The sequence below is a fragment of the Pseudomonas sp. S2_E02 genome, assembly GCF_054668355.1.
This window is the reverse complement of sequence record NZ_CP162761.1, coordinates 3,519,916-3,545,314: the sequence shown is the minus strand read 5'-3', so window position 1 is coordinate 3,545,314 and position 25,399 is coordinate 3,519,916. Positions and strand designations below refer to the sequence as shown.

Annotated in this window: 22 protein-coding genes and 4 tRNA genes; 20 read left to right on the top strand and 6 right to left on the bottom strand. The window is 59.2% G+C overall.

Annotated elements, in window-relative coordinates; translation table 11 throughout:
• The first annotated feature begins 35 nt into the window (after nucleotides 1-35).
• From ribF to ispH, 5 genes are all read left to right on the top strand, one after another.
• Complete coding sequence (gene ribF, locus AB4O01_RS15885) at nucleotides 36-974, top strand: bifunctional riboflavin kinase/FAD synthetase (protein WP_174244482.1); 939 nt, start codon at nucleotides 36-38, stop codon at nucleotides 972-974.
• Nucleotides 975-987: 13 nt separating this feature from the next.
• Nucleotides 988-3,819 (top strand): isoleucine--tRNA ligase, encoded by a 2,832-nt coding sequence (gene ileS, locus AB4O01_RS15880; RefSeq protein ID WP_093434808.1) that lies wholly within the window; start codon nucleotides 988-990, stop codon nucleotides 3,817-3,819.
• Complete coding sequence (gene lspA / locus AB4O01_RS15875; RefSeq protein ID WP_007909836.1) at nucleotides 3,812-4,324, top strand: signal peptidase II; 513 nt, start codon at nucleotides 3,812-3,814, stop codon at nucleotides 4,322-4,324. The genes ileS and lspA overlap by 8 nt, the downstream gene beginning before the upstream one ends.
• A gap of 7 nt (nucleotides 4,325-4,331) precedes the next feature.
• A complete protein-coding gene (gene fkpB / locus AB4O01_RS15870; RefSeq protein ID WP_175559621.1) occupies nucleotides 4,332-4,769 on the top strand; it encodes an FKBP-type peptidyl-prolyl cis-trans isomerase in 438 nt (145 codons plus the stop codon).
• 151 nt (nucleotides 4,770-4,920) lie between these two features.
• A complete protein-coding gene (gene ispH, locus AB4O01_RS15865) occupies nucleotides 4,921-5,865 on the top strand; it encodes a 4-hydroxy-3-methylbut-2-enyl diphosphate reductase (protein WP_034153853.1) in 945 nt (314 codons plus the stop codon).
• Here ispH and AB4O01_RS15860 read toward each other — a convergent pair.
• Nucleotides 5,837-6,391, bottom strand: coding sequence for a GspH/FimT family pseudopilin (locus AB4O01_RS15860; protein ID WP_460089013.1), 555 nt, complete (start codon nucleotides 6,389-6,391; stop codon nucleotides 5,837-5,839). The two genes, ispH and AB4O01_RS15860, sit on opposite strands and share 29 nt — an antisense overlap.
• Before the next feature lie 130 nt (nucleotides 6,392-6,521).
• Between AB4O01_RS15860 and AB4O01_RS15855 the strand changes: the two genes are divergently transcribed.
• From AB4O01_RS15855 to thiO, 7 genes are read left to right on the top strand one after another with little or no spacing between them, the layout of a single operon-like run.
• Nucleotides 6,522-6,995: a GspH/FimT family pseudopilin gene (locus tag AB4O01_RS15855; RefSeq protein WP_186623942.1), complete on the top strand. Its 474-nt coding sequence runs from the start codon at nucleotides 6,522-6,524 to the stop codon at nucleotides 6,993-6,995.
• Nucleotides 6,992-7,441 carry a type IV pilus modification protein PilV gene (gene pilV, locus AB4O01_RS15850; protein WP_460089012.1) on the top strand — a complete coding sequence of 150 codons (450 nt, stop codon included), beginning with the start codon at nucleotides 6,992-6,994 and terminating at the stop codon, nucleotides 7,439-7,441. The genes AB4O01_RS15855 and pilV overlap by 4 nt, the downstream gene beginning before the upstream one ends.
• Nucleotides 7,438-8,151 (top strand): PilW family protein, encoded by a 714-nt coding sequence (locus tag AB4O01_RS15845; protein ID WP_460089011.1) that lies wholly within the window; start codon nucleotides 7,438-7,440, stop codon nucleotides 8,149-8,151. The genes pilV and AB4O01_RS15845 overlap by 4 nt, the downstream gene beginning before the upstream one ends.
• A gap of 10 nt (nucleotides 8,152-8,161) precedes the next feature.
• Nucleotides 8,162-8,641 (top strand): pilus assembly PilX family protein, encoded by a 480-nt coding sequence (locus tag AB4O01_RS15840; protein WP_095048697.1) that lies wholly within the window; start codon nucleotides 8,162-8,164, stop codon nucleotides 8,639-8,641.
• Nucleotides 8,628-11,717 carry a pilus assembly protein gene (locus AB4O01_RS15835; RefSeq protein WP_460089010.1) on the top strand — a complete coding sequence of 1,030 codons (3,090 nt, stop codon included), beginning with the start codon at nucleotides 8,628-8,630 and terminating at the stop codon, nucleotides 11,715-11,717. Before AB4O01_RS15840 ends, AB4O01_RS15835 begins: the two co-directional genes overlap by 14 nt.
• A gap of 15 nt (nucleotides 11,718-11,732) precedes the next feature.
• A complete protein-coding gene (locus AB4O01_RS15830) occupies nucleotides 11,733-12,134 on the top strand; it encodes a type IV pilin protein (RefSeq protein WP_093434831.1) in 402 nt (133 codons plus the stop codon).
• A gap of 57 nt (nucleotides 12,135-12,191) precedes the next feature.
• A complete protein-coding gene (gene thiO, locus AB4O01_RS15825; protein ID WP_460089009.1) occupies nucleotides 12,192-13,292 on the top strand; it encodes a glycine oxidase ThiO in 1,101 nt (366 codons plus the stop codon).
• A 131-nt stretch (nucleotides 13,293-13,423) separates the two neighbouring features.
• Here thiO and AB4O01_RS15820 read toward each other — a convergent pair whose 3' ends face one another.
• From AB4O01_RS15820 to AB4O01_RS15805, 4 genes are all read right to left on the bottom strand, one after another.
• The gene (locus AB4O01_RS15820; protein WP_460089008.1) at nucleotides 13,424-14,791 is read right to left on the bottom strand and encodes a sigma-54-dependent transcriptional regulator; all 1,368 of its coding nucleotides are present in this window, start codon (nucleotides 14,789-14,791) and stop codon (nucleotides 13,424-13,426) included.
• Entirely contained in the window at nucleotides 14,766-16,355 is a 1,590-nt protein-coding gene (locus tag AB4O01_RS15815) for a sensor histidine kinase (RefSeq protein ID WP_116255863.1), read from the bottom strand. Before AB4O01_RS15815 ends, AB4O01_RS15820 begins: the two co-directional genes overlap by 26 nt.
• Nucleotides 16,345-16,587, bottom strand: a complete 243-nt coding sequence (locus AB4O01_RS15810; RefSeq protein WP_093434843.1) for a PP0621 family protein — start codon at nucleotides 16,585-16,587, stop codon at nucleotides 16,345-16,347. Before AB4O01_RS15810 ends, AB4O01_RS15815 begins: the two co-directional genes overlap by 11 nt.
• 125 nt (nucleotides 16,588-16,712) lie before the next feature.
• Entirely contained in the window at nucleotides 16,713-17,729 is a 1,017-nt protein-coding gene (locus AB4O01_RS15805; protein WP_093434846.1) for an outer membrane protein assembly factor BamD, read from the bottom strand.
• 151 nt (nucleotides 17,730-17,880) lie between these two features.
• On the opposite strand from AB4O01_RS15805, the gene rluD reads away from it, so the two are divergent.
• The 8 genes from rluD to AB4O01_RS15765 all read left to right on the top strand — a co-directional run bounded on the left by rluD (nucleotide 17,881) and on the right by AB4O01_RS15765 (nucleotide 24,761).
• Nucleotides 17,881-18,843 (top strand): 23S rRNA pseudouridine(1911/1915/1917) synthase RluD, encoded by a 963-nt coding sequence (gene rluD, locus AB4O01_RS15800; RefSeq protein ID WP_034153865.1) that lies wholly within the window; start codon nucleotides 17,881-17,883, stop codon nucleotides 18,841-18,843.
• A complete protein-coding gene (pgeF, locus tag AB4O01_RS15795) occupies nucleotides 18,840-19,562 on the top strand; it encodes a peptidoglycan editing factor PgeF (RefSeq protein ID WP_427119792.1) in 723 nt (240 codons plus the stop codon). Before rluD ends, pgeF begins: the two co-directional genes overlap by 4 nt.
• A gap of 130 nt (nucleotides 19,563-19,692) precedes the next feature.
• Entirely contained in the window at nucleotides 19,693-22,257 is a 2,565-nt protein-coding gene (clpB, locus tag AB4O01_RS15790; RefSeq protein ID WP_093434855.1) for an ATP-dependent chaperone ClpB, read from the top strand.
• Between the two features lie 297 nt (nucleotides 22,258-22,554).
• Nucleotides 22,555-22,630 (top strand) — tRNA-Asn (locus tag AB4O01_RS15785).
• 9 nt (nucleotides 22,631-22,639) lie between these two features.
• Nucleotides 22,640-22,716 (top strand) — tRNA-Pro (locus AB4O01_RS15780).
• 5 nt (nucleotides 22,717-22,721) lie between these two features.
• A tRNA-Lys gene (locus tag AB4O01_RS15775) sits at nucleotides 22,722-22,797 on the top strand.
• Between the two features lie 97 nt (nucleotides 22,798-22,894).
• A tRNA-Pro gene (locus tag AB4O01_RS15770) sits at nucleotides 22,895-22,971 on the top strand.
• Nucleotides 22,972-23,135: 164 nt separating this feature from the next.
• Nucleotides 23,136-24,761 (top strand): methyl-accepting chemotaxis protein, encoded by a 1,626-nt coding sequence (locus AB4O01_RS15765; protein WP_460089007.1) that lies wholly within the window; start codon nucleotides 23,136-23,138, stop codon nucleotides 24,759-24,761.
• 63 nt (nucleotides 24,762-24,824) lie between these two features.
• Here AB4O01_RS15765 and AB4O01_RS15760 read toward each other — a convergent pair whose 3' ends face one another.
• Nucleotides 24,825-25,232, bottom strand: a complete 408-nt coding sequence (locus tag AB4O01_RS15760; RefSeq protein WP_016986236.1) for an HvfA family oxazolone/thioamide-modified RiPP metallophore — start codon at nucleotides 25,230-25,232, stop codon at nucleotides 24,825-24,827.
• Nucleotides 25,233-25,399: the final 167 nt, after the last annotated feature.

Here is a 25,399-nt window from a genome sequence, read left to right as displayed (position 1 = left end):
TTATAATCGACCACTTTATGAGCAAGAAGCGCGTTATGCAGCTGGTTCGAGGCCTCCACAACTTGCGCCCCCAGCATCGGGGCTGCGTCGCCACTATTGGCAACTTTGACGGTGTTCACCGTGGTCACCAGGCTATCCTGGCCCGACTGCGTGAGCGTGCGCTCGAGTTGGGCGTACCCAGCTGCGTGGTGATTTTCGAGCCGCAGCCACGGGAATTCTTTGCCCCCGAGACCGCGCCGGCGCGTCTGGCCCGCTTGCGCGACAAGCTGCAATTGCTGGCTGCCGAAGGCGTCGACCGGGTGTTGTGCCTGGCGTTCAACCAGCGCTTGAGCAAGCTCAGCGCCAGCGAGTTCGTCGACACCATCCTCGTTGATGGTCTCGGCGTGCAGCATCTGGAAGTCGGTGACGACTTCCGCTTCGGTTGCGACCGCCTCGGCGATTTCGACTTCCTGCTGCAGGCCGGGCAGATGCACGGTTTTACCGTTGAAGCGGCACAAACCGTCGAGCTGGACGGCATTCGCGTCAGCAGTACGCAGGTGCGTAATGCATTGGCTGCCGCCGATTTTGCCCTGGCCGAACGTTTGCTCGGTCGCCCGTACCGCATTGCCGGTCGCGTGCTGCATGGCCAGAAACTGGCCCGGCAACTGGGTACGCCCACTGCCAACATTCAACTCAAACGTCGTCGCGTGCCGTTCACAGGTGTGTACCTGGTGAATGTCGATATCGACGGCAAGACCTGGCCCGGTGTCGCCAATATCGGCGTACGACCCACGGTACAAGGTGATGGCAAGGCCCACCTTGAAGTCCATCTTCTAGATTTTGCCGGCGATCTGTATGACCGGCGTTTGACGGTGGTTTTCCACCAAAAGCTGCGTGAAGAGCAGCGCTTCGCCTCCCTGGAGGCATTGAAAACGGCGATCAATGCGGATGTCGCCACCGCCCGTGCACTAGCCGCACCTAGCGCCCATCGCTAATGAAGAGCCTTAAATGACCGACTATAAAGCCACGCTTAACCTTCCGGACACCGCCTTCCCAATGAAGGCCGGCCTGCCACAGCGCGAACCGCAGATCCTGCAGCGCTGGGACAGTATTGGCCTGTACGGAAAGTTGCGCGAGATTGGCAAGGATCGTCCGAAGTTCGTTCTGCACGACGGTCCTCCGTATGCCAACGGCACGATCCACATCGGTCACGCACTGAACAAGATTCTCAAGGACATGATCATCCGCTCGAAGACCCTGTCGGGCTTCGACGCGCCGTACGTTCCGGGTTGGGATTGCCACGGCCTGCCGATCGAGCACAAGGTTGAAGTGACCCACGGCAAGAATCTGGGCGCGGACAAGACCCGCGAACTGTGCCGTGCCTACGCCACCGAGCAGATCGAAGGGCAGAAGTCCGAATTCATCCGTCTCGGCGTGCTGGGCGATTGGGCCAACCCGTACAAGACCATGGATTTCAAGAACGAGGCCGGTGAAATCCGCGCCCTCGCTGAAATCGTCAAGGGCGGTTTCGTGTTCAAGGGCCTCAAGCCTGTGAACTGGTGCTTCGACTGCGGTTCGGCCCTGGCTGAAGCGGAAGTCGAGTACGAGACCAAAAAGTCCTCGACCATCGACGTCGCCTTCCCGATCGCTGACGAAGCCCAACTGGCTGCCGCGTTCGGTCTGCCGTCGCTGGGCAAACCTGCCTCGATCGTGATCTGGACCACCACCCCGTGGACCATCCCGGCCAACCAGGCGCTGAACGTTCACCCGGAATTCAACTACGCGTTGGTCGACATCGGCGACAAGCTGCTGGTACTGGCTGAAGAGCTGGTCGAAGCCTGCCTGACGCGCTATGGCGTCGAAGGCTCGGTCATCGCGACCACCACCGGTAAACAGCTGGAACTGATCAACTTCCGTCATCCGTTCTATGACCGTCTGTCGCCGGTGTATCTGGCTGACTACGTCGAACTGGGCGCTGGTACCGGCGTGGTTCACTCCGCTCCGGCCTACGGCGTGGACGACTTCGTGACTTGCAAGAAATATGGCATGGTCAACGACGACATCCTCAACCCGGTGCAGAGCAACGGCGTGTACGTGCCGTCGCTGGAATTCTTCGGCGGCCAGTTCATCTGGAAGGCCAACCCGGCCATCGTCGACAAACTGACCGAAGTCGGTGCGCTGCTGCACACCACCGTCATCGAACACAGCTACATGCACTGCTGGCGCCACAAGACCCCGCTGATCTACCGTGCCACCGCGCAGTGGTTCATCGGCATGGACAAAGAGCCAACCAGCGGTGACACCCTGCGTGTGCGCTCGCTCAAAGCCATCGAAGACACCAAATTCGTTCCGGCCTGGGGCCAGGCGCGTCTGCACTCGATGATCGCCAACCGCCCGGACTGGTGCATCTCGCGTCAGCGCAACTGGGGCGTGCCGATCCCGTTCTTCCTCAACAAGGAAAGCGGCGAACTGCACCCACGCACCGTCGAGCTGATGGAAGAAGTGGCCAAGCGCGTTGAAGTCGAAGGTATCGAAGCCTGGTTCAAGATGGACGCTGCCGAGTTGCTCGGCGACGAAGCGCCGCTGTACGACAAGATCAGCGACACCCTCGACGTCTGGTTCGATTCGGGCACCACGCACTGGCACGTCCTGCGCGGTTCGCACCCGATGGGTCACGAGAGCGGCCCGCGTGCCGACCTGTACCTGGAAGGTTCCGACCAACACCGTGGCTGGTTCCACTCGTCGCTGCTGACCGGTTGCGCCATCGACAACCACGCGCCGTACCGCGAACTGCTGACCCACGGTTTCACCGTCGACGAAGCCGGCCGCAAGATGTCCAAGTCGCTGGGTAACGTGATCGCGCCGCAGAAAGTCAACGACACTCTGGGCGCCGACATCATGCGTCTGTGGGTTGCTTCGACTGACTACTCCGGTGAAATGGCGGTTTCCGATCAGATCCTGCAACGCAGTGCGGACGCTTATCGTCGTATCCGAAACACCGCGCGCTTCCTGCTTTCGAACCTGAGCGGTTTCAACCCGGCTACCGACATCCTGCCGGCTGAAGAAATGCTCGCGCTGGATCGTTGGGCGGTCGACCGCACCTTGCTGCTGCAACGTGAGCTGCAAGAGCACTACGGCGAATACCGTTTCTGGAACGTTTACTCGAAGATCCACAACTTCTGCGTGCAGGAGCTGGGCGGTTTCTACCTCGACATCATCAAGGACCGTCAGTACACCACTGGCGCCAACAGCAAGGCCCGCCGCTCGGCGCAAACCGCGCTGTTCCACATCTCCGAAGCGCTGGTGCGCTGGATCGCGCCGATCCTCGCCTTCACCGCCGACGAACTGTGGGAATACCTGCCGGGCGAGCGTAACGAATCGGTCATGCTCAACACCTGGTACGAAGGTCTGACCGAACTGCCGGCCGACGTTGAACTGGGCCGCGACTACTGGGAACGCGTGATGGCGGTCAAAGTAGCGGTCAACAAAGAAATGGAAATCCAGCGCGCAGCGAAAGCTGTCGGTGGCAACCTGCAAGCCGAAGTGACGCTGTACGCCGAAGACGCCCTGAGCGCCGATCTGGCCAAGCTGAGCAACGAACTGCGCTTTGTATTGATCACTTCGACAGCCAGCGTTGCGCCGTTCGTACAGGCTCCGGCCGATGCAGTAGTGACTGAAGTCAGCGGCCTGAAGCTGAAGATCGTCAAATCGGCCTTCCCGAAATGCGCCCGTTGCTGGCACTGCCGTGAAGACGTCGGTGTGAACCCGGAGCATCCGGAAATCTGCGGTCGTTGCGTCGACAACATCAGCGGCGCTGGCGAGGTTCGTCACTATGCCTAATGCCGTTGGCCGTTTTGGACGGTTGAGCTGGCTGTGGTTGAGTTTGCTGGTTCTGGTCATCGACCAGGCCAGCAAGTTCTACTTCGAAGGCAAGCTCGAAATGTTCCAGCAGATCGTGATCATTCCTGATTACTTCAGCTGGACCCTGGCTTACAACACCGGCGCGGCGTTCAGCTTCCTGGCGGACAGCTCCGGCTGGCAGCGCTGGTTGTTCGCCCTGATCGCGATTGTGGTCAGTGCGGTGCTGGTGGTCTGGCTCAAGCGCCTGGGCCGCAACGAAACCTGGCTGGCCGTCGCTTTGGCGCTGGTGCTGGGTGGCGCGCTGGGCAATCTGTATGACCGCATTGCCTTGGGCCATGTGATCGATTTCATTCTGGTGCACTGGCAGAACCGCTGGTACTTCCCGGCGTTCAACTTCGCCGACAGCGCCATCACTGTTGGTGCGGTGATGCTGGCACTGGATATGTTCAAAAGTAAAAAGACCGGAGAAGCCGTTCATGACTGAACAGGTATTGGCTGAGCAACGCATCGGCCAGAACACGGAAGTCACCTTGCACTTTGCATTGCGCCTGGAGAACGGCGACACCGTCGACAGTACGTTCGACAAAGCCCCGGCGACCTTCAAGGTCGGCGACGGCAACCTGCTGCCGGGTTTCGAAGCGGCGCTGTTCGGCTTCAAGGCCGGCGACAAGCGCACGCTGACCGTCGAGCCGGAAAACGCCTTCGGTCAGCCGAACCCGCAGAACGTACAGATCATTCCGCGTTCGCAGTTCGTCGATATGGAGTTGTCACCGGGTTTGCTGGTGATCTTCAATGACGCGGCCAATACTGAGCTGCCGGGTGTGGTGAAAGAGTTCGACGACACGCAAGTGACCATCGACTTCAACCACCCGCTGTCGGGCAAGACGCTGACCTTTGACGTGGAAATCATCAACGTTAAAGCGCTGTAACTGACTGTATAAGGTCAAATGTGGGAGCGAGCTTGCTCGCGAAACCGGTGTGTCAGCTAACAGAGATGTTGAAAGGTGACGCCCCTTCGCGAGTAAGCTCGCTCCTACAGTGGTTTTTCATTGTTTTCGCGCGCAAGACACGAGGCACAGCATGCAAATCAAACTCGCCAACCCCCGTGGCTTCTGCGCTGGCGTGGACCGGGCGATCGAAATCGTCAACCGCGCCCTGGAAGTCTTCGGGCCGCCGATCTACGTGCGTCACGAAGTAGTGCACAACAAGTTCGTCGTTGAAGACCTGCGCAGCCGCGGGGCGATCTTCGTCGAAGAGCTGGATCAGGTGCCGGACGACGTCATCGTGATCTTCAGTGCCCACGGTGTTTCCCAAGCCGTGCGTACCGAAGCTGCCGGACGTGGCCTGAAAGTATTCGACGCCACTTGCCCGCTGGTGACCAAGGTGCACATCGAAGTGGCGAAATACAGCCGCGACGGTCGTGAGTGCATCCTGATCGGCCACGCCGGTCACCCGGAAGTCGAAGGCACCATGGGTCAGTACGACGGCAGCAATGGCGGCGCGATTTACCTCGTCGAAGACGAGAAAGACGTTGCCGAGTTGCAGGTGCACAATCCGGAAAAACTGGCTTTCGTTACTCAGACGACGCTGTCGATGGACGACACCAGTCGCGTCATCGATGCCTTGCGCACGCGCTTCCCGGCCATCGGTGGTCCGCGCAAGGACGACATCTGCTACGCCACGCAAAACCGTCAGGACGCGGTCAAGCAACTGGCCGACGAGTGCGACGTGGTGCTGGTAGTTGGCAGCCCGAACAGCTCCAACTCCAACCGTCTGCGTGAGCTTGCCGAGCGCATGGCCACACCGGCCTACCTGATTGACGGCGCGGAAGACCTGCAAAAGAGCTGGTTCGATGGCGTTGAGCGTATCGGCATCACCGCCGGTGCCTCCGCGCCGGAAGTACTGGTGCGTGGCGTGATTCAGCAACTGCAGGCTTGGGGTGCCACCGGTGCCGATGAGCTGGCCGGTCGCGAAGAGAACATCACGTTCTCGATGCCTAAAGAGCTGCGCGTGCGTTCGATCTGACACGCTGGTTTTTGTGGCACAGCGCCTGCTCAGTCTCTTGGCTGTTCAGGCGTACACGGCCGGTCGCCGCCAGTACTATCTGACGCTGGCTGACCGGCTCGCGAGCAGAGCAGACATGTAATGTCCCTGCCTGAAATGCCCGCCCGGGCATCAGCGGTTGCCCCAGACTGCTGAAACGTACGTAACGACTCACCGACCAATTGCCGACAATTGGCACCTGCGTGTCGCTCACACTTTCTTGTAGCAGTGGATTGTTGCTGTCTTTCGGCCCCTTGCCGCTGATATCCAGAATGATCCGCCAGCCCTGACTCCAGTCGCCGTTGATGCCATGAATCACCACGCTCTGATTGCGCGTGATGGCCAGTGTGCGGGCGTTGCGAAGGCCATCGAGCAGCGATTGCGCCGCTTGGTCCCGATGGTTCGATTCTTTGAGCGTGGCAAACGCCGGACTGACCAGCAGCAGAACAATTGCGCCAATCGCCAGTCCCATAAGCAGTTCTATCAGGCTGAAACCCTGTTGCGGCATGAAAAATCCCTCCGTGGAGTGTGATGAACGGCGCGCTCCGTGCGCCGGGCAGGGCAAATCAACCGACGCGGGCCGGTTGAATGTTCTAGCGTGTAGAAGCAGGTATAGCCGACGGCAACGGAGGGCATCGATGGATCTTCGTACAAAAGGTTTCACGCTGATCGAGTTGTTGGTTGCGATCGCGATCTTCGTGATTCTGATCACCCTGGCGGTGCCGGCATTCACCCGTTCGGTTCAGGGCAGCAAGGCCGACACCGAAATGGGCGACCTGCAGCGGGCGATCAATTTCGCCAGGCTCGAGGCCATCGACCGTGGTACGACGCTGCGCTTGCGTCCAACCGCTGGTGGCAGCGTCTGGACCGGTGAGCTGGCGGTCTACGACAGTACTGGCAATCCGGCCAATGTGTTGCGGGTTGTTCCCGCGATGAGCAGCGGCGCGACTCTGACGCTACCCTCAGGAGTGACCGCACTGGATTTCAACAACCTTGGCGGTCTGGCGGCACCGTCGACGGCGGTGGCCATAAGTTACACGCTGGGAACGCAAAGCAGGACGCTGAACGTGTGTTTGAACGGACGAATTCAATTGGGTGGAACTTGCGGATGAGGGCAGGGAGTCAACACGTGCAGCATGGGATGACGCTGATCGAAGTGCTGGTCGCGTTGCTGATACTGACGGTCGGGTTGCTGGGCGCGGCGGCCGTGCAACTGAATGCGCTGAAGTACACCGACAGCTCACGGATGACCAGTCAGGCCAGTTTCATCGCCTACGACATGATGGACCGCATCCGCGCCAACTCCGGCGCTGACTACACTGTCACACCGCCGACCTCGGGCAATCTGAGCGTTGCCCGCGATCAAGACCTCTACGACTTCTCCACCAATATCAGCAATTTCGGCGGGCCGACGGCCACCGGTAGCATCAGCCTCAATCAGCGCGTTTACACCATCACCATCAACTGGAGCGATGCGCGGGCAGCCAACACCGCCAGCGCTCAACGCAGTTTTGTCCTGAGCAGTCGCGCCGCAGTCGATCCGGTAGCCACACCATGAGGCGCCATCAACGTGGTTTCGGCCTGATCGAATTGCTCATCGCCCTGGCACTGGGCCTCATCGTGGTGCTGGGTGTGGTGCAGATTTTCATTGCAGCAAAAAATACCTATGTCAGCCAGAACAGTGCCGCAGCGATGCAGGAAGACGCGCGTTTTGTGTTGAGCAAAATGATTCAGGAAATTCGTATGGTGGGGATGTTCGGTTGTCTCGGCACCATCACGGATTCCAGTTCGGCGGGGGATTTCAACGCCGCACAGGTCATCCCGATCAGTTGGGATAATGCGAACCTTAAACTGACGCTGGTCACCGCCGATATCGGCAGCGGCGGGGGCACGTCAACCTGGACAGTGCTCTCCGACTGTCGCAATAGCGCAACGGCCTATACCGGCTTGCGGTCACCGGCGAGCGGGCAGATCGCGTTCCCGATCCTGCGTCTGATCTACAGCTTCAGCAACAATCAGATTCTCATGGGCACCGGCAGCGGAACGCCGACCCAGCAGGTGTTGGTGAATAATGTCAGTGCATTCAACGTCACCTTCGGTCTGGCCAGTTCCGCGACGGATGTGGCGGCCTCGACCTACAGCGCCAACCCCGCCGATCCGGCGCGCATTCGCAGTGTGCGGCTGAGCCTGACCCTCAACGATCCGAACAATCGGGTGCGCAATCAAACCTTCAACGTGGTTGCCGCTTTGCGCAACCGCTTGCAGTGAGGGCGCGCTGATGAGGATTTCTCTTCACTCCCGTCAGACTCAGCAAGGCATGGTGTTGCTGGTCAGTCTGGTATTCCTGCTGTTGTTGACCCTGATTGGTTTGTCGTCGATGCAAAGCGCCAACCTGCAGGAAAAAATGGCCGGCAGTGTGAGCCTGCGCAATCAGTCGTTCCAGACGGCCGAGGCGGCTCTGCGTGTTGGGGAGAGCGCTGTGCAACTGGACAGTTATTCGCTCGCCGTGTGCAGCGGCACCACCCAATGCGCACCGCCGGCGGAGTCGTCGGTGGTCAGTGCGGCGGGGTTCAACTCGACGTCCGGGGTGACCTGGATCGCCGCCGGCAATGGTTTCTATGGTGTGCAGAACATCGGCACCACACTGACCGCCGTCAACGTGCCGAGCAACACCTCGGCGACGTTGTATCGCGTCACTGCTGTCGGCATTGCCGGCAGCTCGCGCAGTGTGGTGGAGAGTGTCTATGCGAAGTATTGAACGCTGCACATCGCTGCTGCTCGGCCTGCTGCTGAGCTTGTATCTGGCGACGCCCGTCTATGCATTCACGCCGTCCGATTCGCCGCTGTTGAGTGCTGCAGCGGTGCCACCGAATGTGATGCTGCTGATCGATGATTCGGGGAGTATGAACAGCATCATTTACGCCGCCGGATTTGATCCGAACATCAACCGTGCACCCGCCCGGCAGTGCAATGCCTTCCTGGGATTGTGCTCTGCGCTCAATGCTCCGCAGATCACCGGCGACACGGTGTTTCTATCGAGCCTGCCGACCTCCGGGTGCTCGGGCGGCGCCTATGCGTTCTACAACAACAGCGTGGCGCCGTTATGCCTGAAGCTGCCCGACCCCGTAGGCAATGAGAACACCCGATATTCCGCCGATTACATTTCCTATATCGTCGGCCTGGCTACGAGCAATGGCACCCGTGACTTCACCACAGGAGCAATTCCCAACGACTACCGAATGAATGTTGCGCGAAGCGTTTCCACAGCACTGGTCAGCAGCAACCGCACCCTGCGTATGGGCCTATCGACCTTCAACCCGGCCACCAGTACCAACTCGGGCAATGGTGGTTTCATCGCCCGATCGATCACCGATTTGTCGCCGGTGTCCGGCAGCGTGACTCAAGCCCAGGCCGACACCAATTACAACGCACTGATCTCTTCCATCAACGGCTTGAGCGCCGTGGCCAACACGCCGTTGGCGGAAGCCTATTACGAAATCACCCGCTACATGCGCGGTATGGCGCCGTACTACAACAGCACGCCGACTACCTACACGAGCCCGATTCAGTATCGCTGCCAGAAAAACTACGGCGTGGTGATTACCGACGGTCTACCCACTTTCGACCGAACCTTCCCGACTAACGACCCATTGGGCGGCAGCCGTTTGCCGAACTGGGACGGCGTCAACAATGACGGCAACAATCTCAATGGTGACAACGAAGGGGACACGCTGTATCTGGATGACATCGCCAAATTTGCTTTCGACATCGACATGCGTTCGACCGGCACGGACGCGGCGGGCAAGAGTTGGAACGCGGTGGATTTTCCCAAGCAGAACATGAACACCTATACCGTGGGGTTCACCGCCGACAACGACATGCTGTCGGACGCGGCCAGTTATGGGCAGGGCAGGTATTACCAAGCGACTGACAGCACGGGACTCAATGCTGCCTTGTCGTCGGCGTTGAGTGATATCACTTCCAAGGCTGGCTCTGGTGGTGCCGGCGTCGCCAGCAGCAGCACGTTGACCATTGGCAGCAGTTTTTATCAAACCACTTACGATCCCAAGGATTGGCGCGGCACGATCAGGTCGTTCGGCTTTACCGCGACCGGCACGGTGAATACCTCGGCTGTGCAATGGACGACCGACACCACCATCGTGCCCTCTGCCACGGCACCGACTTTTCAATCATGGAACACCGTGAGCAATGCGCCGATAGCCCTGGCATTCGGCAACTTTTCCCTAGCCCAGCAGACGACGCTGAATCAGGGCCTGCCCACCGGTATCAACGGCAATGATCTTGTGGAGTGGAGCAAAGGGACTAACAAGACCGGGCTCAAAGTACGCGGTGTGCTGCTTGGCGATATTATCAATTCGCCGCTGGTACTCGCGTCGCCTGCAGACAAGAGCGCCTCTGATCTGTCGGGCGATAGCAGTTACACCAACTACCTGACGACCAAGGCTGCAAACATGAATGCCAGTCTGGTGGTGAACGCCAATGACGGTTTCGTCAACGTGATCAATTCGGCGAACGGCACACGTCGTTATGCGTACATGCCCTCCAGCGTGCTGCCGTCGTTGCGTCTGATCGCGGACACCAACTACGTCAACGGCGTCAGCCACAAGTTTCTGGTGGATGGTCAGGTCGGCGTGTTCGATGCGCAGGCCGGCACCAACTGGAAAACTCTAGCCATTGGTGGCACTGGGACCGGCGGTAAAACCTTTTATGGACTGCAACTGTTTGATGCCTCGGCGGGCAATGTCATCAGGGCATTGTGGGAAGCTAGTGCGCCGGTCACTGCCAACACGGCGAACGCGTTCAATGATCTGGGTTACGCCTACGCCCGTCCGGAAGTGGCACGCTTGGCCAATGGTCGCTGGGCGACATTCATTGCCAACGGCTACGGCAGCAATTCGGGCGTTGCAGCTTTATATGTACTGGATGCGCTGGATGGTTCGCTGATCAGGAAAATCGTTATCGACAGCACGGAAACCAGCAACGGTTTGTCGTCGGTGAAACTCAAGGTCAACTCTTCGAATGTGGTGCAGGCCGCTTACGGTGGCGACTTGAAGGGGCGGTTATGGAAGTTCGACCTGAGTGCCACGTCCTCCGACAGTTGGGGCGTGGCGTTTTCCGGCAATCCACTGTTCACCACGGCGGGCGGGGCGACTCAACCGATCACCGCGCAGCCGTTACTGGCGGATAATGCGCTGGGCGGCAAACAGATCTTCGTCGGTACCGGCAAGTTCAATGAAACGGCCGACAAGACCAATAAGGATTTGCAGGCGTTCTATTCCGTATGGGACGCCGATGGTGGTTCTGGTCAACTGACTGTCAGCAGTCTGCAGCCGCAGGCGATCACCGGGTCATTTGCCGGCAGCTCTGGACAGTTTCTGACCACAACGCAGAATGACACGACGTATCCGGCGGAGAAGGGTTGGTATCTGCCGCTGGTGTACAACAACGTGCTGACCGGCGAGCGGGTGATCAATCAGGCGAGTATCGTGCTGGGCCGAATTGTCTTTACCACGGCCAGTGTTGATACCACCGATCCCTGTGCGAGTTTTGGTACCGGCAAACTGATCGAACTGGATGCGTTCAGCGGTAAGATGCTCAACTATGCCGTCATCAACACCAATACTGACCGTTTGGTCGACAGCAATGACACGATATCCAGTGGCGTGATATTCACCGGTGGCATTCCGACCCTTAACGTCATCTCCGCAAATGCCACCGAAAAGCTTGTGGGCGACACCAGTGGCACCATCACAACCGTTGTGGAAAAGGGCGGCGGTGGCAGCCGTCGTATCATGTGGCGACAAATACAGTAAGTGAGAGTTTGAGGCATGCGCAGATTCAACCGAGGCTTCACCCTGATCGAAATCATGATCGTGATTGCGATCATCGGTATCGTCATCACCATCGCCGCACCGAGCTATACCGAGTACCTGAAAAAAGGCCGTCGCGCCGAAGTGGTGTCACTGCTCTCGGAGCAGGCGCAAACCCTCGAGCGTTTCTACACCAAGAACAATGTCTATACCGGCATCACTGGTCTGAGCACGGGCAATGATTTCTACACCATCACCCCGACCATCGCTGACCAGACCTTCCTGCTGACCGCTACCCGCAAAACGGGTACGTCCATGGCCACCGACAAGTGCGGGGATTTCACCCTGACCAACACCGGCGTCAGAAGCATGAACAACGCGACTACCGGGCTGACCACCAAGGATTGCTGGGGCCGCTGAGGCGCTTTCTTTCGGGTGCCTCTTGCGCCCACTGTCTTTTTTACGGTTGGATCAAACATGACCAGGCAACAGCAAGTGGTGATTGTCGGTGGCGGGGTGATTGGCCTGCTGACCGCCTACAATCTCGCCTCCGAAGTGCGCAGCGTGGTGCTGCTCGATCGCTCGAACCTCGGCCAGGAATCGTCCTGGGCGGGCGGCGGTATCGTTTCGCCGTTGTATCCGTGGCGCTATAGCCCGGCGGTTACCGCACTGGCGCACTGGTCGCAGGACTTTTATCCACAGCTCGGCGAGCGTTTGTTTGCCGACACTGGCGTTGATCCTGAAGTGCACACCACGGGCCTGTACTGGCTGGATCTGGACGACGAAGCCGAAGCGCTGGCCTGGGCCGAGCGGGAAAACCGCCCGTTGCGGGCTGTGGATATCTCGGCGGCGCATGATGCGGTGCCGGTCCTCGGTGGCGGTTTCTCGCGGGCGATCTACATGGCCGATGTCGCCAACGTGCGCAATCCGCGTCTGGTGAAGTCGTTGAAGGCGGCCCTACAGGCACTGCCGAACGTGACGATTCACGAACAGTGCGAGGTCAGCGGATTCGTCCGTGAGGGCGCGCAGGTCGTCGGCGTCGAAACCTCCAACGGCGTGATCAAAGGTGATCAGATCGTGTTGACGGCCGGTGCGTGGAGCGGTGATTTGCTCAAGACGCTGGACCTGACGCTGCCGGTTGAACCGGTCAAAGGCCAGATGATTCTCTACAAGTGCGCGGCGGATTTTCTGCCGAGCATGGTTTTGGCCAAGGGCCGTTATGCGATTCCGCGTCGTGACGGCCACATTCTGATTGGCAGCACGCTGGAGCACGAAGGCTACGACAAGACGCCGACCGATGTGGCGCTGGAAAGTCTCAAGGCTTCGGCAGTGGAGTTATTGCCAGCGTTGGCCGATGCCGAAGTGATCGGGCACTGGGCAGGGCTGCGTCCGGGCTCGCCGGAGGGCATTCCTTACATTGGTCGGGTGCCGGGGTTTGACGGGTTGTGGTTGAACTGCGGGCATTACCGCAATGGACTGGTGCTGGCGCCGGCGTCGTGTCAGTTGTTTGCCGATGTGATGCTGGGAAGGACGCCGATTATTGATCCGGCGCCGTATGCGCCCGAGGGCCGGATCTAGTCTGATATTTCTTCAGCGATCGGATGGCCGTCATCGCGAGCAGGCTCACTCCTACAATGGATCTCCGGTTAACTCACATTTTGTGAACACCCTAGATCCCTGTGGGAGCGAGCCTGCTCGCGAAGGGGTCCTCAATCCAGGCCCAGTTTCTTCAGCCGATAGCGCATCGAACGAAACGAAAGACTCAACCGCTGCGCCGCCGCCGTGCGATTCCAGCGCGTTTCTTCCAGCGCCTGCAAGATCAGCTTCCTCTCAACGTTCTCCAGATAATCTTCCAGATTGTCGATCTGCGTCAGATCGGCAATCCCGCCGTCCGCCGCGCAGTTGCCTTCGCTCAGACGTAAATCTTCAGCCTCGATCGTGCGGTTCTCACACAAGGTGTGTGCCCGCTCAAGCACGTTTTCCAACTCCCGCACATTCCCCGGAAACCGGTAATTCTTCAGCGCTGCCAACGCCTGTGGATGCAAGCGTGCTGCCGCCTGGCCGGTGTCCTTGGCCAAACGCTTGAGCATACTGGCCGCCAACACTTCGATGTCATCGCGCCGCTCTCGCAAGGGCGGCACGCGCAGTTCGATCACGTTCAAGCGGTAATAAAGGTCCTGACGAAAGCGTTCGGCCGCGACCTCCGCGTCGAGATCCTTGTGCGTGGCGCAGAGAATCCGCACATCGACCACGCTTTCCTGCTGGCCGCCGACACTGCGCACGGCTTTTTCCTGGATCGCCCGCAGCAGTTTTACCTGCATCGACAGCGGCAAGTCCGCCACCTCATCAAGAAACAACGTGCCGCCATGGGCGGCTTGAAACAGTCCGGGTTTGTCCTCGACCGCGCCGGTGAAACTGCCTTTACGATGGCCGAAAAACTCGCTTTCCATCAGTTCCGTCGGGATCGCTCCGCAGTTCACCGGTACGAACGGCTGGCTGGCGCGCGGCCCCTGTTCATGAATCAGGCGCGCAACCAGTTCCTTGCCACTGCCCGATTCGCCACTGATGTACACCGGCGCCTGACTGCGAGCGAGTTTGTCGATTTGCTTGCGCAGAATGCGCATCGGTGGCGAATCGCCGAGCAAGCGCCGATCGATGGAGGTAAAGCTGCCTCCCGCCGCCGGCATGCGCAGGGCTGTACCGACCAGTTCGCGCAAACGAGTGAGGTCCACCGGTTTGGTGAGGAAGTCGAAAGCACCTGCTTTCAAAGCGTTGATGGCCGTTTCCAGGCTGCCATAGGCGGTGATCATCGCCACCGGCAGTTGTGGATAGCGTTGCTGAATGTGCTGCACCAGCTCCAGCCCCGTACCGTCGGGCAGGCGCATGTCGGTCAGGCACAGATCGAAACTCTCGCGGTTCAGCAGCGCCTGGGCTTCAGCCAGATTGCGTGCGCTGTAGGTGTCGAGCTTCATCCGTCCCAGGGTGATTTCCAGGAGTTCGCGGATATCCGGTTCGTCGTCGACGATGAGGATTTTTGCCGTGGGCTCGTATTCAACTTTGTTTCCGTCCGTGAGCAAAGGTGATGCGAAAGCAGCCGCCGCCTTGGCGTGATTGAAAGTCTAGGCGCGCTTGGTTGCTTTCGCACAGCTCACGGGACAGATAAAGCCCAAGGCCGGTGCCCTGGCTGCTGGTGGTGAAGAACGGTTCGAACAGATGCGTCTGTTGATCGAGCGGGACGCCGGGGCCGTTGTCCTGCACTTCGAGGACCGCCAACTGGCTGTCGGGATCACTGAACAACGACAGCCAGACTTCGGCCTGATCATGCAGCAGGGCGCTGTGGCGCCAGCCGTTGCGTAACAGATTGTCGAGAATTTGCGTGAGCTGGTTCGGGTCCATCAGCGTGGTGAAGTCTCCCGAATTGATCCGCAGGTGAATCTGCTGGCGTTCGCTGGCCTGTTCACGACTCTCGACAACGAAGTTTTCCAGCCATGGCTTGAGATCCAGGCGTTGCGGCGCGCTTTGCTGGCGGCGGGACAGTTGCAGGACGTTTTCGATGACTCGGTTCATGCGCTGGGAGTGGTCTTGAATGATCTGCGTCAGACGCCGATCCGCGCTATCGAGTTCCTCGGACTCAGCCAATAGCTGCGCGGCGTGACTGATGGCGCCCAACGGATTGCGGATCTCGTGGGCGATGCCGGCGGTCAAGCGCCCGAGTGCGGCGAGCTTAAGTTGCTGGGCTTGCTGGGCGATTTGCGCGAGGTCTTCGAGAAATACCAGGGTTTGTTGGTGGGGGCTTTGTTCGAGGGCAATGAAGCTCGGTTGCAGTTCCAGGCCGTTGCCGGGGATTTTCAGGCTCTGCGGGCGCAAGGTCGGGTTGTTCAGCCACAGTTGCAGGCGATCGACCAGCGCCGTGGAATAGTCATCGATCAAATGCCCCTGAAGGTGCGACTGCGCGAGCAGGGTTTGCGCGCTGTGATTGGCCAGTTGCACTCGCCGCGCCTCGTCGAGCACCAGAATGCCGGTGCGCATGCGTTGCAGGATCAGCGCGTTGAGGGCTTCGAGGCTGACCACTTCACTGGCACGTTGCTCGGCAAGGGTTTCGCTGACTTCGAGGCGGCGGATCAGTCCCTGCACCAGCAACGACGCGGCAAAGCACAGCGCACCGAGGGTGCCGGCCTGCAAGTATTCATTGGCGCTAAGGGCATGGTTGAAGCCGAGCAGGAAGCTCGAGCCGACGATGCCCAGCGCACCGATGGCGGCGATCAATAGCCCGATGCGCCGCCGTAGCAGGGTGTTGCTGATCGCCACAGAGACAATCAGCAAATTGCCCAGCGCACTGCCGACGCCGCCCGCAGCAAAGAACAAACCGCATAAAAGCAGGACATCGACGAGGGCCAGACTGAACAGCTGCGCTGGCCGTCGGGTGTTCTCAAGGAACACCACCAACAGAATGTTGAGGATCAGATACAGCCAACTGCCACCGCGCAGCAATTCGTCGTTGGCCGACGTCAGCAGGCGGTTGTCCATGTTGCTGGAGATCAGCAGCACCAGCGTGATGCCGATACTCAAGCGGTAGAGATGATAAAGGCGCAGCAGGCGCTGCGCCTGTTTGCTGTCGGCGTGGGTGGCCTCAGCGATCACGGGTACCCGGGCCTTGCTCAAGGTGAGCCTGGCTGCAATACCACTGTTGTTGCACGCTCAGCGCGCGGTCGCGCGGCAGATGCACGCCGCAATGGGCGCAACGCACCATTGGTGGGGCGTCCTGTTCGCGAGGGGCACGGTTGGATTGATTGGACGCGGCAGGCGCCTTGAATTTACGCCACAACCATATCGCGGCAAAAATCACGACGATCCAGAACAATAAACGAAGCATGATGAGCGGCTTTCCGACTGATGATCCGGCAGTTTAGCCAAGCTACCGACAAGCGCACAGCGGATTAAAGCGCAGAAATGAAAAAGGGAGATCCGCAGATCTCCCTTTTTGTACATCCGGTGTGATCAGTCGAACACGCCGAAAGTCATGTAGCTGAACCACGAGCGGTCGGTGTTGCTCGACTCAGGCTCTGGCTCTTCGATCACGTCGCCGTTTTCGTCTTTAGGCTTGAGCTCGTTCGGAATTGCGTCTTTCGCGTCCTGGAACTGCTTCTGCACGTCCTGGTTGGCACGGGTTTCTCCCGGCGGCAGCGGTGGACGCGACTCGATCAGACCCAAAGTCGCCTTGCTCAGGAACGAACGGTTGTCGGCTTCGGCAACCCGTGGCACGAACTGGCCGTCTTGCAGGCTCGGGTGGTTCGGGTAGTTGAGCTTCAGGGTTTCCAGGCTGGTGGCTGCCAGGTCGTCCAGGTGCAGACGCTGGTAGGCTTCAGTCATCACCGCCAGGCCGTCGCCGACCGATGGGGTTTCCTGGAAGTTTTCCACGACATAGCGACCACGGTTGGCAGCGGCTACGTAAGCCTGACGGGTCAGGTAGTAGTCGGCCACGTGGATTTCGTAGGCGGCCAGCAGGTTGCGCAGATAAATCATGCGCTGCTTGGCGTCCGGCGCGTAGCGGCTGTTCGGGTAGCGGCTGGTCAGCTGGGCGAACTCGTTGTACGAGTCGCGCGCGGCGCCCGGGTCACGCTTGGTCATGTCCAGCGGCAGGAAGCGCGCCAGCAGGCCGACGTCCTGGTCGAACGAGGTCAGACCTTTCAAGTAGTACGCGTAATCCACGTTCGGATGCTGCGGGTGCAAACGAATGAAACGCTCGGCGGCAGACTTTGCAGCTTCCGGCTCGGCGTTTTTATAGTTGGCGTAGATCAGCTCCAGCTGTGCCTGATCGGCGTAGCGACCGAACGGATAACGCGACTCCAGAGCCTTCAGCTTGGCTGTGGCGCTGGTGTAGCTGTTGTTGTCCAGGTCAGTCTGAGCCTGCTGATACAGCTCGGCTTCGCTGAGGTTTTCGTCTACGACTTCCTTCGATGAGCAAGCAGCGGTCAATGCGAGGATGGCGATCAGCAGCAGGTGTTTCACTTGCATGGCGGCTTGCGTCCCTATGACGGCCGCTGTCTTGGGCGGGGCCGTCCTGTTATGATGAGCGCCCCGTTGAAAAGCCTCGGGGCAAAAGACGCCGTATTTAACCACAAGCGCGCAGCCGAAACCAAAAGCTGTGCCGACGCACAGTCAGAGCATGTCCGATAAAATTGAACTTCGCGCAGAGGTGCCGTCCGAATTGGGCGGCCAACGCCTCGATCAAGTCGCTGCCCAACTCTTCGCTGAGCACTCTCGCTCGCGCCTTTCCGCCTGGATCAAAGAAGGTCGCCTGACTGTGGACGGGGCGGTCATCCGCCCTCGCGACATCGTGCACGGCGGTGCCATCCTCGAGCTGACTGCCGAGCAGGAAGCCCAGGGCGAATGGATCGCCCAGGACATCGAACTCGACATCGTCTATGAAGACGACGACATTCTGGTGATCAACAAGCCTGCGGGCCTGGTGGTGCACCCGGCTGCCGGTCACGCCGATGGCACCTTGCTCAACGCCTTGCTGCACCACGTGCCGGACATCATCAATGTCCCGCGCGCCGGTATCGTGCATCGTCTTGACAAGGACACCACCGGTCTGATGGTGGTGGCCAAGACCATTCAGGCGCAGACCAAGCTGGTGACGCAACTGCAGAGTCGCAGCGTCAGCCGCATCTACGAGTGCATCGTGATCGGTGTGGTCACCGCTGGGGGCAAGATCAACGCCCCGATCGGTCGTCACGGCCAGCAGCGTCAACGCATGGCGGTGATGGAAGGCGGCAAGCCTGCCGTCAGTCACTACCGTGTGCTGGAGCGCTTCCGCTCGCACACCCACGTAAGGGTGAAGCTGGAAACCGGTCGTACTCACCAGATTCGCGTACACATGTCGCACATCAACTTCCCGTTGGTCGGCGATCCTGCGTATGGCGGCCGTTTCCGCATTCCGCCAGCCGCGAACCCGACGATGGTTGAATCCCTCAAGCATTTCCCGCGTCAGGCCCTGCACGCGCGCTTCCTTGAGCTGGATCATCCGACGACCGGTGAGCGCATGAGCTGGGAGTCACCGCTGCCGGAAGATTTCGTCTGGCTGCTGACCCTGCTCAAGCAGGATCGCGAGGCCTTCATCGGATGAACTGGCTGACGCCGGACTGGCCTGCGCCGGCCAGCGTCAAAGCCTGCGTCACCACCCGCGAGGGTGGTGTCAGCGAGGCGCCGTTCGACAGCCTCAATCTGGGCGATCATGTCGATGATCGTCCTGAGGCTGTGGCCGAGAACCGTCGGCGCCTCACCGATCACTTCTCTATACAGCCTGCCTGGTTGCAGCAAGTGCACGGAATTGCCGTGGCGCATGCGGATCCGGGCATTGTTGCGACCGCAGACGCCAGCTGGACAGCAACGCCGGGCATCGCCTGCGCGGCGATGACGGCGGACTGTCTGCCGGCATTGTTCTGCGATCGCGCCGGCACCCGTGTCGCGGCGGCTCATGCTGGTTGGCGGGGGCTGGCGGCGGGTGTGCTGGAAGCTACCCTCGACAGTCTCGATGTTCCGGCCGCAGAAGTACTGGTCTGGCTCGGCCCTGCCATCGGCCCGCAAGCCTTTGAGGTCGGCCCGGAGGTTCGGGAAGTCTTCGTCAAGCAATTGCCGGAAGCGGCATCAGCCTTCGTGCCAAGCCACAATGCTGGCAAGTTCATGGCTGACATCTATTTGCTGGCGCGCCTGCGTCTGGCTGAACGTGGTGTCACCGCTGTTTATGGTGGCGGTTTCTGCACCGTGACTGATCCGCGCTTCTTCTCCTACCGTCGCGCTTCGCGCACTGGTCGCTTTGCCTCCCTTATCTGGCTCACCCGCTAGACTTGCCTGACCTGAATCAACGCTCTGACGCTTGAATCTTGCAGAATCGACCGCATCTATAGCGGTATCTGGCAGGTTTCTTTATTCAGGATGGTTTTTAGGTCCGGCCTGCTCAAAAGGAAGGTGACTTATGCGAATAGACCGTTTAACCAGCAAGTTACAGTTGGCCTTGTCCGACGCCCAGTCGTTGGCTGTCGGCCACGATCATCCGGCGATTGAGCCGGCGCACTTGATGCAAGCCATGCTTGAGCAGCAGGGTGGTTCGATCAAGCCTCTGCTGATGCAGGTGGGCTTCGACGTCAACAGCTTGCGTAAAGAGCTGACCAAAGAGCTCGACCAATTACCGAAAATCCAGAACCCGACCGGCGACGTCAACATGTCGCAGGATCTGGCGCGCCTGCTCAATCAGGCTGACCGTCTGGCCCAGCAGAAGGGCGACCAGTTCATTTCCAGCGAACTGGTGCTGCTCGCTGCGATGGACGAGAACAGCAAGCTCGGCAAGTTGCTGCTCGGCCAGGGCGTGAGCAAGAAAGCCCTGGAAAACGCGATCAACAACCTGCGTGGCGGCGAAGCGGTAAACGACGCCAACCACGAAGAGTCGCGGCAGGCACTGGATAAGTACACCGTTGACCTGACCAAGCGCGCCGAAGATGGCAAGCTCGATCCGGTGATCGGTCGTGACGACGAAATTCGCCGCACCATTCAGGTTCTGCAACGCCGCACCAAGAACAACCCGGTGTTGATCGGTGAGCCAGGCGTGGGCAAAACCGCCATCGCCGAAGGCCTGGCCCAGCGCATCATCAACGGCGAAGTGCCGGACGGCCTCAAAGGCAAGCGTCTGCTCTCGCTGGACATGGGCGCGCTGATTGCCGGTGCCAAGTATCGCGGTGAGTTCGAAGAGCGCCTGAAATCGTTGCTCAACGAACTGTCGAAGCAGGAAGGGCAGATCATTCTGTTTATCGACGAACTGCATACCATGGTCGGCGCCGGTAAAGGCGAAGGTTCGATGGATGCCGGCAACATGCTCAAGCCTGCGCTGGCTCGCGGTGAGTTGCACTGCGTTGGCGCGACCACGCTCAACGAGTACCGCCAATATATAGAGAAGGATGCGGCGCTTGAGCGACGCTTCCAGAAAGTTCTGGTGGATGAGCCGAGCGAAGAAGACACCATTGCCATCCTGCGTGGCCTTAAAGAGCGTTACGAGGTTCACCACAAGGTGGCAATCACCGACGGCGCGATCATCGCCGCGGCCAAGCTCAGCCATCGCTACATCACTGACCGGCAGTTGCCGGACAAGGCCATCGATCTGATCGACGAGGCCGCTAGTCGCATCCGCATGGAAATCGACTCCAAACCGGAAGTGCTCGATCGTCTGGAACGTCGCCTGATTCAGTTGAAGGTGGAATCCCAGGCGCTGAAGAAAGAAAGCGACGAAGCGGCGATGAAACGTCTGGAGAAACTCCAGGAAGAAATCGTCCGCCTCGAACGCGAGTATTCCGATCTGGAAGAAATCTGGAACTCGGAAAAAGCCGAGGTGCAGGGTTCTGCGCAGATTCAGCAGAAGATCGAGCAGTCGCGGCAGGAACTGGAAGCCGCGCGCCGTAAAGGTGACCTCAACCGTATGGCTGAATTGCAGTACGGGGTGATCCCGGATCTGGAACGCAGCCTGCAAATGGTCGACCAGCACGGCAAGAGCGAAAACCAGTTGCTGCGCAGCAAGGTGACTGAAGAAGAAATCGCTGAAGTTGTGTCGAAGTGGACCGGCATCCCGGTGTCGAAAATGCTCGAAGGCGAGCGCGACAAGCTGATGAAGATGGAAAGCCTGTTGCACAAACGGGTCATCGGTCAGGAAGAGGCCGTGGTCGCCGTCGCCAACGCGGTACGCCGTTCGCGCGCCGGGTTGTCCGACCCGAATCGTCCGAGCGGCTCGTTCATGTTCCTCGGCCCGACCGGTGTCGGTAAAACCGAGCTGTGCAAGGCGCTGGCCGAATTCCTCTTTGATACGGAAGAGGCGATGGTGCGGATCGACATGTCCGAGTTCATGGAGAAACATTCCGTGGCTCGCCTGATCGGTGCACCACCGGGATACGTCGGCTACGAAGAGGGTGGTTACCTGACCGAGGCGGTGCGTCGCAAGCCTTATTCGGTGATCCTGCTGGACGAAGTCGAGAAGGCGCACCCGGATGTGTTCAACATCTTGCTGCAAGTGCTCGAGGATGGTCGCCTGACCGACAGCCATGGCCGTACGGTGGATTTCCGCAACACCGTGATCGTCATGACTTCGAACCTGGGGTCGGTACAGATCCAGGAACTGGTCGGTGATCGTGAGGCTCAACGTGCTGCAGTCATGGATGCGCTGACGTCGCACTTCCGTCCGGAGTTCATCAACCGGGTCGACGAAGTGGTGATCTTCGAGCCTTTGGCGCGGGATCAGATCGCGGGCATTACCGAGATCCAGTTGGGCCGTCTGCGCAGCCGTCTGGCCGAGCGCGAGCTGAAGCTGGAACTCAGTCCAGAGGCGATGGACAAGTTGATCGCCGTTGGCTACGACCCGGTGTATGGCGCACGTCCTTTGAAACGGGCAATTCAGCGCTGGATCGAAAACCCGCTGGCGCAGTTGATCCTCTCGGGTCACTTCATGCCGGGCGACACGGCAACCGGCACTGTCGAGAACGACGAAATCGTTTTCAACTAAGCCTGAGCGCCAATGAAAAAACGAGGGCCCCACATTGTGGGGCCTTTTTTTTCGTTAGGCTGTTGAACTCAAAGGAAAAGGCTTGTAAAGTGCGCCCCGCAGTCAGTCGCCAAGACGGTCTCAGCTCACTGAGTTGAAATCTGAAATAAGTTGCAAATCATTAACTTGAAAGCAATTTAGGGGGTTGACAGAGGTGTTCTAGGTTGTAGAATAGCGCGCCTCAGACACACGAACGCAGCGATGCGAACGAGTGGCTAGATGCAGTAAGTTTCACCGTTGTAAATTGAAATATGTAGTTCCGTGATAGCTCAGTCGGTAGAGCAAATGACTGTTAATCATTGGGTCCCAGGTTCGAGTCCTGGTCACGGAGCCAATTTCAAACCGGGGTATAGCGCAGTCCGGTAGCGCGCCTGCTTTGGGAGCAGGATGTCAGGAGTTCGAATCCCCTTACCCCGACCATTTTTGGGTCGTTAGCTCAGTTGGTAGAGCAGTTGGCTTTTAACCAATTGGTCGTAGGTTCGAATCCCACACGACCCACCATTTTTGAAACCAGTTTGCGCTGGGATCGAATCTTAAGATCAGAGGCCAAAAGCGCTGATCGAAGAAGGCGATCTTTGAAAGGTCGCCTTTTTTTTACCGGGGTATAGCGCAGTCCGGTAGCGCGCCTGCTTTGGGAGCAGGATGTCAGGAGTTCGAATCCCCTTACCCCGACCATATTAAAAATCCTCGTATCGAAAGATACGGGGATTTTTTTGTCCGACAAAAACTCATTTCCCCTTCAGGTCATCATACAACCTGCCGATAGCCCGCTAACACGAGGGGACTGCCATGGCTTTCGCCCCTTGAATCTGGCCAATACAAGAATAAGGGCGTTCGTCATGTTGCTTCGTCAGTTGAATATTGCTCCCCGGGCAGCCCTGGGGTTCGCCCTGATCGCGGTGTTGGTAGCCTTGCTCGGCGTGTTTGCGCTGGGGCAGATGTCGAGCATTCGCGATAGTGAAGTCGCAGTAGAAAACCAGTGGCTGCCGAGCATTCGTGGCGGCGACGAGATCCGCGAGATCATGCTGCGCATCCGCACCATCTCGTTGCGTATGGCGCTGGATCAGGACGCGAACAATATCGCCACCTACCGCAGCCAGATGGACACCCGCGACAAAGAGCTGAGCGAGAAAATCGCCGCCTACGACAAACTGGTCGACACCCCGGAGGGCCAGCAGCTATACGACCAATTCAAAAAGACCTTCGCCGCGTACCGCAATGGTATCGCTCAATCCTTCGCCCTCGCCGAGCAAGGCAAGCGTGATGAGTTGACCAGGTTGTTGCTGGTCGACATGAAAACCGTTGTCGATGGCTCCGGCAAACAACTCAACGACCTGGCGAATCTGTTCGCCAAACAGGTCGCCGCCGAAAGCCAGAAGTCCGCTGCGCACTATGAAAACTCGCGCACGATTGTCAGTTTGTTTATTGCGTTGGCCGCGCTGGCCACGGTGGCACTGGCGATGATGCTCACCCGCAGTATCGTTCGTCCGCTCAGCAGCGCCGTGAGCGCAGCAGAAAGTGTCGCGCAGGGGGATCTGACCCGGCCGATCGAAACCCATGGCAACGATGAAGTCAGTCGCTTGCTCAAAGCGTTGGCGACCATGCAGCAGAACCTGCGCGAGACGCTGCAAGGCATCAGCGGTTCGGCGACGCAACTGGCGACCGCTGCCGATGAACTCAATGCGGTGACGCTCGACAGCACCCAGGGACTGCAACAGCAGAACAACGAAATCGAACAAGCCGCGACGGCCGTCAACCAGATGACGGCCGCAGTGGAAGAGGTCGCACGCAATGCGGTGTCGACTTCTGACGCGACCCGTCAATCCAGCGAGTCGGCGCATCTGGGTCAGGTGCGCGTCAGTGAGACCGCCACGGCCATCAATGCACTGGCCAGCGATGTGCAACAGACCGGTGAGTTGGTGCAATCACTGGCCAATCAATCGCAGGACATCGGCAAAGTGCTCGACGTGATTCGGGCGATTGCCGAGCAGACCAATTTGCTGGCGCTCAACGCGGCGATTGAAGCGGCGCGGGCCGGTGAGAGCGGGCGAGGCTTTGCCGTAGTCGCCGATGAAGTACGCGCGCTGGCCTATCGCACGCAGCAATCGACGCAGGAGATCGAGCAGATGGTCCAGGGCATGCGCAGCGGTTCGAGCCTGGCGCTGGATTCGATGCAGGCCAGTACCGCGCGGGCGACGACCACACTGGCCTTGGCTGAGCGTGCCGGTGAGGCGCTGCAAACCATTACCGCGTCGGTGCATGAGATCCATGAGCGCAATCTGGTGATCGCCAGCGCAGCTGAAGAACAAGCGCAAGTAGCCCGGGAAGTGGATCGCAACCTGGTGAATATTCGTGATTTATCGTTACGTTCTGCCGCAGGCGCTGACCAGACCAGCGCGTCCAGCCATGAGTTGTCGCAACTGGCCAATGCCTTGCAGGGCATGGTACGGCGCTTCCAGTTGTAAACGGGCAGACGTAAAAAAGCCGCGTTTCTTTCAGGAGAAGCGCGGCTTGTTTTTTATTGTCGATCAGGCGCCGTCTTGGTCTTTCAGGTGTTCGAACAGGCCTTTCGGCATCTTCTTGCCGTTGGCTTCAAAGTTGGCCTTCACGTTGTTGTAGGCCTCTTGTTCGTCGATGAAACCGTCATGGTTGGTGTCGATCTTGTCGAAATCGGACTTCGGCGCGACTTTCAGAAATTCGGCGCGCGAGACCTTGCCGTCACCGTCGCTGTCCGTCTTGGCCATCGAAGCATCGCCACATTTGCCTTCACCGCATTTGCCTTCCGGCGCTTTCACCGAGGTTTCCGCCGAGGCAACCATGTAGCCCTGCGCCAGTGGCTGAGCGGCAAAAACCGAACCGGACAACATCAGGCCGCCCGCCAGCGCGGCGCCGATCAGGCCAATGGATTTTTTACCGAGGGTCGAAGTACGGGACATTTACATTCTCCTGGGCTGCGCTGTGCAACCACACGTTAAGGACGATTGCCTGAGCAGGTGTTGCTCGGGTGTGGCCATTAAGCGGTGGCGGTGTATCGCGTCTGTGTCGCGGAGCGGGGGAGTTTGTAAGCGAAGGAGGGAAAAGCGGGGCGGGGATACAGTAGGAA

Coding starts and splice junctions, on each gene's coding strand:
- ribF (WP_174244482.1), top strand. CDS start 36: ATGCAGCTGGTTCGAGGCCTCCACAACTTGCGCCCCCAGCATCGGGGC.
- ileS (WP_093434808.1), top strand. CDS start 988: ATGACCGACTATAAAGCCACGCTTAACCTTCCGGACACCGCCTTCCCA.
- lspA (WP_007909836.1), top strand. CDS start 3,812: ATGCCTAATGCCGTTGGCCGTTTTGGACGGTTGAGCTGGCTGTGGTTG.
- ispH (WP_034153853.1), top strand. CDS start 4,921: ATGCAAATCAAACTCGCCAACCCCCGTGGCTTCTGCGCTGGCGTGGAC.
- AB4O01_RS15860 (WP_460089013.1), bottom strand. CDS start 6,391: ATGCCGCAACAGGGTTTCAGCCTGATAGAACTGCTTATGGGACTGGCG.
- AB4O01_RS15855 (WP_186623942.1), top strand. CDS start 6,522: ATGGATCTTCGTACAAAAGGTTTCACGCTGATCGAGTTGTTGGTTGCG.
- pilV (WP_460089012.1), top strand. CDS start 6,992: ATGAGGGCAGGGAGTCAACACGTGCAGCATGGGATGACGCTGATCGAA.
- AB4O01_RS15845 (WP_460089011.1), top strand. CDS start 7,438: ATGAGGCGCCATCAACGTGGTTTCGGCCTGATCGAATTGCTCATCGCC.
- AB4O01_RS15840 (WP_095048697.1), top strand. CDS start 8,162: ATGAGGATTTCTCTTCACTCCCGTCAGACTCAGCAAGGCATGGTGTTG.
- AB4O01_RS15835 (WP_460089010.1), top strand. CDS start 8,628: ATGCGAAGTATTGAACGCTGCACATCGCTGCTGCTCGGCCTGCTGCTG.
- AB4O01_RS15830 (WP_093434831.1), top strand. CDS start 11,733: ATGCGCAGATTCAACCGAGGCTTCACCCTGATCGAAATCATGATCGTG.
- thiO (WP_460089009.1), top strand. CDS start 12,192: ATGACCAGGCAACAGCAAGTGGTGATTGTCGGTGGCGGGGTGATTGGC.
- AB4O01_RS15810 (WP_093434843.1), bottom strand. CDS start 16,587: ATGCTTCGTTTATTGTTCTGGATCGTCGTGATTTTTGCCGCGATATGG.
- AB4O01_RS15805 (WP_093434846.1), bottom strand. CDS start 17,729: ATGCAAGTGAAACACCTGCTGCTGATCGCCATCCTCGCATTGACCGCT.
- rluD (WP_034153865.1), top strand. CDS start 17,881: ATGTCCGATAAAATTGAACTTCGCGCAGAGGTGCCGTCCGAATTGGGC.
- pgeF (WP_427119792.1), top strand. CDS start 18,840: ATGAACTGGCTGACGCCGGACTGGCCTGCGCCGGCCAGCGTCAAAGCC.
- clpB (WP_093434855.1), top strand. CDS start 19,693: ATGCGAATAGACCGTTTAACCAGCAAGTTACAGTTGGCCTTGTCCGAC.
- AB4O01_RS15765 (WP_460089007.1), top strand. CDS start 23,136: ATGTTGCTTCGTCAGTTGAATATTGCTCCCCGGGCAGCCCTGGGGTTC.
- AB4O01_RS15760 (WP_016986236.1), bottom strand. CDS start 25,232: ATGTCCCGTACTTCGACCCTCGGTAAAAAATCCATTGGCCTGATCGGC.